The 8,037-nt window shown below is 29.6% G+C and carries 11 protein-coding genes; 2 read left to right on the forward strand and 9 right to left on the reverse strand.

The genetic code is table 11. The annotated features are described in order from the left end of the window. Window positions 1-91: 91 nt before the first annotated feature. The 4 genes from AC2LE6_RS07530 to AC2LE6_RS07545 form a co-directional block, all read right to left on the reverse strand. A complete protein-coding gene (locus AC2LE6_RS07530) occupies window positions 92-799 on the reverse strand; it encodes a hypothetical protein (protein ID WP_484478655.1) in 708 nt (235 codons plus the stop codon). 10 nt (window positions 800-809) lie between these two features. Further along, entirely contained in the window at window positions 810-995 is a 186-nt protein-coding gene (locus tag AC2LE6_RS07535) for a hypothetical protein (RefSeq protein ID WP_484478656.1), read from the reverse strand. Between the two features lie 328 nt (window positions 996-1,323). Beyond that, window positions 1,324-1,488, reverse strand: coding sequence for a hypothetical protein (locus tag AC2LE6_RS07540; protein ID WP_484478657.1), 165 nt, complete (start codon window positions 1,486-1,488; stop codon window positions 1,324-1,326). 58 nt (window positions 1,489-1,546) lie between these two features. Beyond that, complete coding sequence (locus AC2LE6_RS07545) at window positions 1,547-4,180, reverse strand: HD domain-containing phosphohydrolase (protein WP_484478658.1); 2,634 nt, start codon at window positions 4,178-4,180, stop codon at window positions 1,547-1,549. Window positions 4,181-4,563: 383 nt separating this feature from the next. On the opposite strand from AC2LE6_RS07545, the gene AC2LE6_RS07550 reads away from it, so the two are divergent. Continuing rightward, complete coding sequence (locus AC2LE6_RS07550; protein WP_484478659.1) at window positions 4,564-5,844, forward strand: UPF0236 family transposase-like protein; 1,281 nt, start codon at window positions 4,564-4,566, stop codon at window positions 5,842-5,844. Between the two features lie 196 nt (window positions 5,845-6,040). Here AC2LE6_RS07550 and AC2LE6_RS07555 read toward each other — a convergent pair whose 3' ends face one another. From AC2LE6_RS07555 to AC2LE6_RS07575, 5 genes are all read right to left on the reverse strand, one after another. Beyond that, on the reverse strand, window positions 6,041-6,133 hold the full coding sequence (locus tag AC2LE6_RS07555; protein WP_484478666.1) for a 23S rRNA (pseudouridine(1915)-N(3))-methyltransferase RlmH: 93 nt from the start codon (window positions 6,131-6,133) through the stop codon (window positions 6,041-6,043). Between the two features lie 29 nt (window positions 6,134-6,162). Then, on the reverse strand, window positions 6,163-6,411 hold the full coding sequence (locus AC2LE6_RS07560; protein WP_484478660.1) for a KH domain-containing protein: 249 nt from the start codon (window positions 6,409-6,411) through the stop codon (window positions 6,163-6,165). 11 nt (window positions 6,412-6,422) lie between these two features. Further along, a complete protein-coding gene (rpsP, locus tag AC2LE6_RS07565) occupies window positions 6,423-6,683 on the reverse strand; it encodes a 30S ribosomal protein S16 (RefSeq protein WP_484478661.1) in 261 nt (86 codons plus the stop codon). A gap of 70 nt (window positions 6,684-6,753) precedes the next feature. After that, window positions 6,754-6,990 (reverse strand): DUF2129 domain-containing protein, encoded by a 237-nt coding sequence (locus AC2LE6_RS07570; RefSeq protein WP_484478662.1) that lies wholly within the window; start codon window positions 6,988-6,990, stop codon window positions 6,754-6,756. Window positions 6,991-7,000: 10 nt separating this feature from the next. Next, on the reverse strand, window positions 7,001-7,381 hold the full coding sequence (locus AC2LE6_RS07575; RefSeq protein WP_484478663.1) for a YlbF/YmcA family competence regulator: 381 nt from the start codon (window positions 7,379-7,381) through the stop codon (window positions 7,001-7,003). Window positions 7,382-7,539: 158 nt separating this feature from the next. Here AC2LE6_RS07575 and AC2LE6_RS07580 point away from each other — a divergent pair. After that, on the forward strand, window positions 7,540-8,037 hold a 498-nt coding region (locus AC2LE6_RS07580; RefSeq protein ID WP_484478664.1), incomplete at its 3' end, for a hypothetical protein.

Below are 8,037 nucleotides of genomic sequence, written 5' to 3' on the forward strand. Positions count from 1 at the left end.
TATGCCTTTGTTATGCCATTCATATCATGTCTACCAATTATTTGTGATACGGCTCATTGTAACGATTGTTAGTTGTAACTTATTATGATTTCTATACTATTTCATTGATAAGAAACTTAAACTCTGCATTTTCTGGAGAATTCGGGATTTTAATTGAGTAATCATTCCAATTAACAGGATATACTTTATCCAATACTACATATTTATATTTATCCTTTTTGCCAATTGTTACAGTATAATCAGCTTTATTTGTTTTATAGTTTTGTTGTTTAGCCTGATCCAGAAACCAGATTTCACCCTCTAAATTCTCACCATTAAAAAGTTGAAAATCCTTAAATCTATATCTGGAATTATCTGTATGGTAAATATTGTAAACTTTCGTATTATTTGTAAAGGCGATAGTATATCCAATCTTAAAGTTATCAGGATACGATTTCTTAAACATTTCTATTTTACTTATATCTTTTGCATAACCATACATATGGACTTCACCTTCACCTTTTATAAAATATCCAGGAGTTTGGAGTTCACTTCTAAAGTATTTCAGTTCAATAGGATAGTAATCATCACCAATAATAACCACTATATCAACTTTAGGAGTATTACATTTTCTACCATTAGAGTTCTTTTTAATTTTCCTTGCTGGAAACTCGATTCTAACATCCGCATTAATCTTTAATTTTAACAGATGTCTTCTAAGCTTCCAACCAATCTCAAACTGAATCTGAGCTTCATTCTCATAAATTACATTTTCACTTTCTAGTTTTTTAATTACATCTATCAATATTTTTCTATTCATTATTCTCTTCCTAATCAAATATACTAAAAGTATTATCTACTCCAACTAAAGTATATTCCTTCCCTTTTATTTTTTCTTCTTTTATCCATCTTTTCACTAATTCAAGTGCAAATTTTTCTTCTCTAACATAAAGTATTACATTTCCTGATTTTGTACTTACAATATCTTTTCCTATAAGAGTTTTAGAAATAATCATTCCATTCTCTCTTTCAACCTCTGGGTAGAGCATTTTGAGAATATATTTAGTAGTAATTGTCAACTAATCAAAAAAGAAGAAGATGCATTATTCTGGCACCTTCATCCAAATAAAAACACACATAATTGCCACCTATTAGATATCCATAATTATCATCTCACGTATACAAAATATCGAGTTTATTTAACTAATTGTATGCATCCTTTAAGTTCCAATCAAAGGGAACAATCTGCATGTCAATAGGAAATTCATCACTATGGACTCTTCGATTTACATAGTGATGAAAATAGATTTTGAATTTAATAGACTGTAAAGAATCATCACTTGCCTATTCATTTACAGCATTTTCGTCTATTTCTAAGATTAGGTTCCATTTGCCAAATAATTCAATATCATTTTCTGGCACTGTTATAACTGTTTGTCGTAAAGATAATTGACTATTTAAATACCAACTACTAAAAGAATAACCTTCTAGTATAGGTGTATACTCCACAATAGATCTTCTTTATTTTTTATTGTGGTGTAAGCGAGTAGTTTATATTTTTATTTTTTTATTCAGTTGTAATATCAGTTATTACATCAAAATATAATTTAAAAGTTTCTACAAGTTTAGGATCAAACTGTGTACCCGCATTTTTTACTATTTCCGTTAAAGCGTCTTCTTTTGTTAGTGTTTCTCGATATGTTCTTTGAGTTGTCATTGCATCAAAAGCATCAGCAATCGAAATGATTCTTGATTGCAATGAAATGTTTTCACCTTTTAATCCTCTAGGATATCCAAGACCATCCCATCTTTCATGATGACTTAAGACAATATTTGAAATACTCCTTAAATTATGAGTAGAATTCAATATCCTAAATCCAATTTCAGGATGACCTTTTATTAAATTATATTCTTCTGATGTTAATTTTCCTTCTTTAATCAAAATGGATGTTGGAATAATTATCTTTCCAATATCATGTAATAACCCAGCTGTTTTTACTTCGTTTACTTCTTGTCTGTCCATCTTGCAGGCTATAGCTAATTTCTCACTTATTATAGACACAACTCTTGAATGAATTTCAGATTTTTCATCTTTTTCATACAATGTATTTAAGATTGTTTCTATTGCTCCACTTCTCATTGAAGGGATCTCAATAAGCTTAACTCTATACATTAAATCTTCAGCGCTTCTAAATACTTTATGAATATCTTCTTTGATTTTTGTTTTTGTTGCAAAACCAAACGATATTGATAATTGAATAGATTCTACAGTAACATTCTCAGCTTTCTTGTTTATCTCATCAATAATCTTTCCAGCTTGTATTCCACTTGTATTGGGCATTACAATAACAAACTCATCTCCACCAATTCTTGCAATTAAATCAGATTTTCTAGTTGAATTTTTTATAAGATTTGCAGCTAGTTTAAGAAGTTCATCTCCTGAAGTATGTCCAAAGGCATCATTTATCAGTTTCAAACCATTTATATCTGACATGACGATTGTAAGTGGATAATTTTTCGGATTATCAAGTGCTTCTAGTTTATCTTCATAATATCTTCTATTGAATAGTCCTGTTAATGAATCATGATAACTTATATGTAAAATTTCTTCTTGTTTTTTTCTATTATCAGAAATATCTTCCATTACTACTGCCATTTTATCATCGTCTATTTTATATGCAATTATTTTAAGATACATATCTACGGATTTTGAGTAGCCTTCAAAGATCTCTGTTTTCCCTGATAAAGCAACATTTTCATAATGTTCAATAAAATATTGCTCAGTTTGTGGAAAAACATCCCAAGCATACTTCCCTGCTAATTCATGACTTTTCATACCTAAGAACATTTCCAACTTTTTATTAATTCCTAGAATCTTAAAGTTAATCCTATTGTTTTCATCATGAATAATTTGATAATGAAACATGTTTAATGGTAACATATCTCCTAAAAGTTTATAATTTTTCTCACTCTCTTTTTGTTTTTCATTTGCCTCTTCTAACTGTTTAAATGCAGTAAGAAGATTCTCCTTACTGAGAACAGCTTCTAATCTCGCTTTATTTCTATTGCGAACACTAAAAATCAAAGCAATTATAACAAGGGTTTGTAGGATTAGAGCAATCGATATTGTTATCACATACTCTCTATATTCTTCAAAGAGTGTTAATTCTTTATTCAAAAACAAAGTTGATTCCGGTAAATTTTTTATATTTAAACCATATTCTTCAAATTTCATGTAATCTATGAGGTATATGTTTGGACTTTGATCAACTAGTGGCACACTACTTATATTAGAACCTTTTAATATTGATAATACAATGTCTGCAGCCACTGTTCCTTGTGAATAGTGAGAAACAATCCTACCTCCTAGCAATCCATCCCCTATACCGTGTTCAAATAAATGATAAACAGGTTGATTTGTGTTTGAAAGAATCAAATCGACACTGTCTTGAAATTCGTATGAATTCCCTTCAATATCTCTTAGTGCTGATACTAAAAGCAAAATAGAATCATCTGTAACATTACTAATTTCATTTGAAAATTTTTGAAAATTCATTTCACTCAAATCAATTTTCAAAAATTCAATATCATTAAAATTAACTGATTCTTCATAAAAACGATTTAAATCTGCCTGCCCTGTTGGTGTATCATCTACCAATGCAATTACTTTAGTGGCTTTGGGATTTAAAGTTAAAGCTAATTCAATAGTGTCAGAAATTGATATTTCTTCGACTACTCCTGTGATAAGTGAATCCTGCGAATAAAGTCTTGCATTCTCTTCATTGTTTATACCAAGGAAGACAATAGGCATATCACTAAATAACTCTTCACGATTGTCAATGATGAATTCTAATCCGTTGTCATCTGAAACCATTACCAGATCATATTCAATTAAGTTCATTTTATATTTTAAAGATTCATAAAAATTAGAAACATTTTCATCTGTATAAAATCTTTTTGAGTCCATAAATTCAACATCAAGTATTATAGGATAGCCATCAAAAGTATCCTTTATTCCATCAATTTGTTGATAAAACGTGGGAAAAGAAGGTGAATAAGAGGAAATTAAAAGAACTCTTTTTTCTTCAAATTCATCACTTGTATTTGCGACTACAGGAGAACTGCTTAACATAAGTAAAATTAATAAAAAAAAGGAAAAAGAAAGATATAGAATACTATTTTTTATGATTTGTTTTATCATATTGCACCTCTTTAATCTAACTCAATTTTATTTATAGAACAATCAAATTTAAGTGGTCGAGTTTGTAGTTTTCTACTAATAACGAGTATAAAGTCAATCACATTAATAATTTTATTATACACTAAACCAATCTATAAACCTATTAATCTTTGTTCTCGATAGTGTAAAATGGTTTTGGAAAAATAAATAAAAAAAGGATAAGCACCTTTGATATAATAAAAGTACGACCAAATATTATGTCAGAAGGAGCTTATCTTATGTCTATTATAAATCAAATGTACGGAAAAATCATCAAAAAATCTCTAGAAAATGCATTAAAGAACCAAATTGAACTTTGTAGTATAAATAATTAACTAGATTTCATTAATTATTTAGACGGATTTTTGCTCGAGATAGTTAAAAGGTCTATCATTGATTCATTCGAATCAATTGATATAGCCTATAAAAACTCTGATCGCAGAAAAGAACTTTACTATACTAAGGGATTATATCCAAGAACCATTATGACTATGTTTGGTGAAGTTACTTTCCATCGAGAGTATTACGTTCCGAAGGATCGTAATACTGATGGATTCTTTCATGTTGATAATTTGTTTTCTTTGCCTAAAAGAGATTATTACGATCCTATGATAAAAGCCTACATAATCGAATTGAGCGGTAAATATTCCTATATCCAGTCCGGAGAAATCATTGGAGATAAGATTGGATCCAGGTTTAAAACCCTGGCTGAAAGTAAACTAGCGAACATATCAAGACAAACCGTATACAACGTTATCAAGCGTGCAGACATGGAATATATATTAGATGAGACAAAGACTGATGTAGATACTTTATATGTACAACTTGATGAAAAATGGGTATATACTCAAAAGAATAATCATCAGATGAAAGAGATAAAAGCTGCGGTGATTTATACTGATATCAAAGAAGAATATCAAAATCGTAATAAACTTGTTAATAGACATGTTATAACGTCTGATAAGAGTGCTACTGATATTCGTGAGAAGTTATTGGACTATATTATTCAAACCTATAATGTTGACTCACTTAAAAACATTGTTATTTCAGGAGATGGGGCATCCTGGATTAAGGGTTCAGCGATTTCCTTAATCATTCAAAAAAGTATTAAGACCCAATTCGTCTTAGACCGTTTTCACATGCATCAAGCGATTAATCATATTTCTAAAGATCAAGAGATAAAAAAATACTTGCGTAATTATTTGAAATTTCATTTCACAAAAAACTTTAAAGATTTATGTGATTATTTAATTATAGAAAACCCTCATCGTGAAGATATAATTGCTAGAAATAGAGACTATATAATTTCCAATTGGAAATTCATTAAACATCAAAATGATTCATTATTTAAAGGATGTTCAATGGAAGGACATATATCCCACATACTTGCTGCACTATTTACATCTAGACCTAAAGCACACTCACTTGCTATGATATCAAGAAGATTGCGTATACGCGAACTTAGAGTGAACAACCATGATTTAAAAGAAATCTATTTGTCTAACCATGTTACCACAACTCCCTTAATAGACTATGTAGATATGAATCAAAGATATCCAAAAACGATCCAAGATAATATTGGATATAAGGTAACCGAAAAATACAAGTGGTATAAAAACATCACAAATACTACTATTTTCTCATAAAAAAAAGGCGACCCCCATGGGGGTCCACCACTCTTCTCTTAAACTAACTAAATATTATATCATTTATTTTCCAATATCATTTGACACTAACTTACATACGAAATGTTATGATTTTCTTAACAATTACTGGGTGGTCGTATCACATTCTACAGCACTATAAATGTCTTTGTTATGCTATGTATATCATTAGTTGCAATTATTTATGATACGGCTCGTTGTTATTTATTCTAAATGAACGATATACTTGTTCATGTAAAACGTTATGTATGTGGTTTATAGATGTCTTTATCCATCAAAAAAAGACTCAATAATTGAGTCTTAGAATGAATCTATGTTTATCGTTATTTTTTTACCTTCTCTAGAAGCACTCGCGTAAGCGATTGTTCTTATAGCATTTGCTATTCGTCCGTTCTTTCCAATTACCCTACCAAGATCTTCTTGATTTACGATAACTTGGATTGTCAGCATATTCGCATCTTCCGAAAACTTTTGTACCATTAAGTCTTCTGGATTGACAACTAATGGCTTTACTAAGTCTGTAATTAATTTTTCATAATTGACTGCCATATTATCACTCACTAACTATTTTTCTTGTTTGATGTAATTCCGGCTTTTGCAAATAAGTTCTTAACTGTATCAGTTGGTTTAGCACCTACTAATAACCATTTTTCTGCTTTCTCAACATCGATTTTCACGCTTGCTGGCTCAGTTGTAGGATTGTAAGTACCAATAATTTCTAAGTATCTACCATCTCTTTTCATTCTTGAGTCCGCTGCTACTAATCTATAGAAAGGACGTTTTTTAGATCCGTGTCTTTGTAATCTTAATTTTACTGCCATAATATATTCCTCCTCAAATTTTATTTACCTCTATGAGTATAACACTCACGTTAGTCATTGTCAAGTACTTTTACTTGACATCAAAATCCATTTGATATTCTTCTGAGTCTAATAACGATTCTTCAACTTTTCTAACCAATTTAATGCCTTTTAATTCTTGTTTTTTAGCTTCTAATTCTTCTTCATTAACATAGATAACTGCATACTTTTTCTTTTTTGTATAATATTTAATTTCCGATATTTTTTCCACATGTTTCAATACTTTAGGATTACGGAAGTAAACAATTAGACTTCTTCTCTTAACCATAGTGTTCTCCTTAGTGTTTATTGATTAATCCAATTTCATTTGGATGTTTTATTTTTGATGAAACAGATGTAGCTATTTCACTTGAAATCTCATCTAACTTAGACTGTAACTTTTTTTCTAGCATTTTGTATTCCTTAATAACTACATTAGAATACAATTCTTCTTTGATACTCGACAACTCAAGTTGAACCTTTTTTAAATCAGGATGGTATTTCCCGTATTTTGCTACTTCTTCATAAGTAAGTTTAACTTTATTAAATGCCTTAATTAATTCATTTAGGAACTCATCAGTGTCGATAAACTTCTTTAGTTCTAACAATCTTTTATATGTAACTTCAGATTTAATCTCATCAATCAAATCATATGTTTTATCAATAATTTCGTTATTCATAATATCACCATAATAATAGTATATAGAAAGGCTTGTCCTTAATCAAGTAAAAAGAGTACAATGGATTATGAAAAGGATTACTAGTTTAATTGACTAAAACCGCACTAAGTTCTATAATTAGGTAGAATCAATCAAGTATTTGAAAGAAGGAATATGACATGAAAAAAAGTTCAATAGCATTATCACTATTCATAACCCTAATATTAGGTATTATACCTAGTTTACAAATAGAAGTTACCTCAGCTACTCCAAACAATAAAGTTGTCTATTTTTATAGTGAACTATGTGATGGATGTAGAGATTTAAAAGGGCTTCAAACTGATAATTCATATGTCGAGGCAGATGATTATATCAAAAAGATCCAAGATGCAGGTATTGAAATCATTTTTATGGATGTTGACAACCCTATTGTGTTAGAAGATATTCCAAGCAATGTTATTTTCGAATCTGAAACTGTACCAACTGTGGGAGATATATGGGATGCATTTTCAACATTTTACGAGGTTCCAGAAGACAAACAACACACTCCTCATATGTTTGTAGGAGACACAGATTACTCAGGAGATGAGATCAAAGAAGCGTGGGATAGTGGAGAACTTCAAAGTAAAGCAGAATTAGATTTCTTAGAAGTCGATGTTGAAGCAGGACAAAACTAT

This window comes from Candidatus Izemoplasma sp., from assembly GCF_982632705.1.

Excerpts from the sequence above, each read along its gene's own strand:
- AC2LE6_RS07530 (WP_484478655.1), bottom strand. The coding sequence starts at position 799 with ATGAATAGAAAAATATTGATAGATGTAATTAAAAAACTAGAAAGTGAA.
- AC2LE6_RS07535 (WP_484478656.1), bottom strand. The coding sequence starts at position 995 with ATGATTATTTCTAAAACTCTTATAGGAAAAGATATTGTAAGTACAAAA.
- AC2LE6_RS07545 (WP_484478658.1), bottom strand. The coding sequence starts at position 4,180 with ATGATAAAACAAATCATAAAAAATAGTATTCTATATCTTTCTTTTTCC.
- AC2LE6_RS07560 (WP_484478660.1), bottom strand. The coding sequence starts at position 6,411 with ATGGCAGTCAATTATGAAAAATTAATTACAGACTTAGTAAAGCCATTA.
- rpsP (WP_484478661.1), bottom strand. The coding sequence starts at position 6,683 with ATGGCAGTAAAATTAAGATTACAAAGACACGGATCTAAAAAACGTCCT.
- AC2LE6_RS07570 (WP_484478662.1), bottom strand. The coding sequence starts at position 6,990 with ATGGTTAAGAGAAGAAGTCTAATTGTTTACTTCCGTAATCCTAAAGTA.
- AC2LE6_RS07575 (WP_484478663.1), bottom strand. The coding sequence starts at position 7,381 with ATGAATAACGAAATTATTGATAAAACATATGATTTGATTGATGAGATT.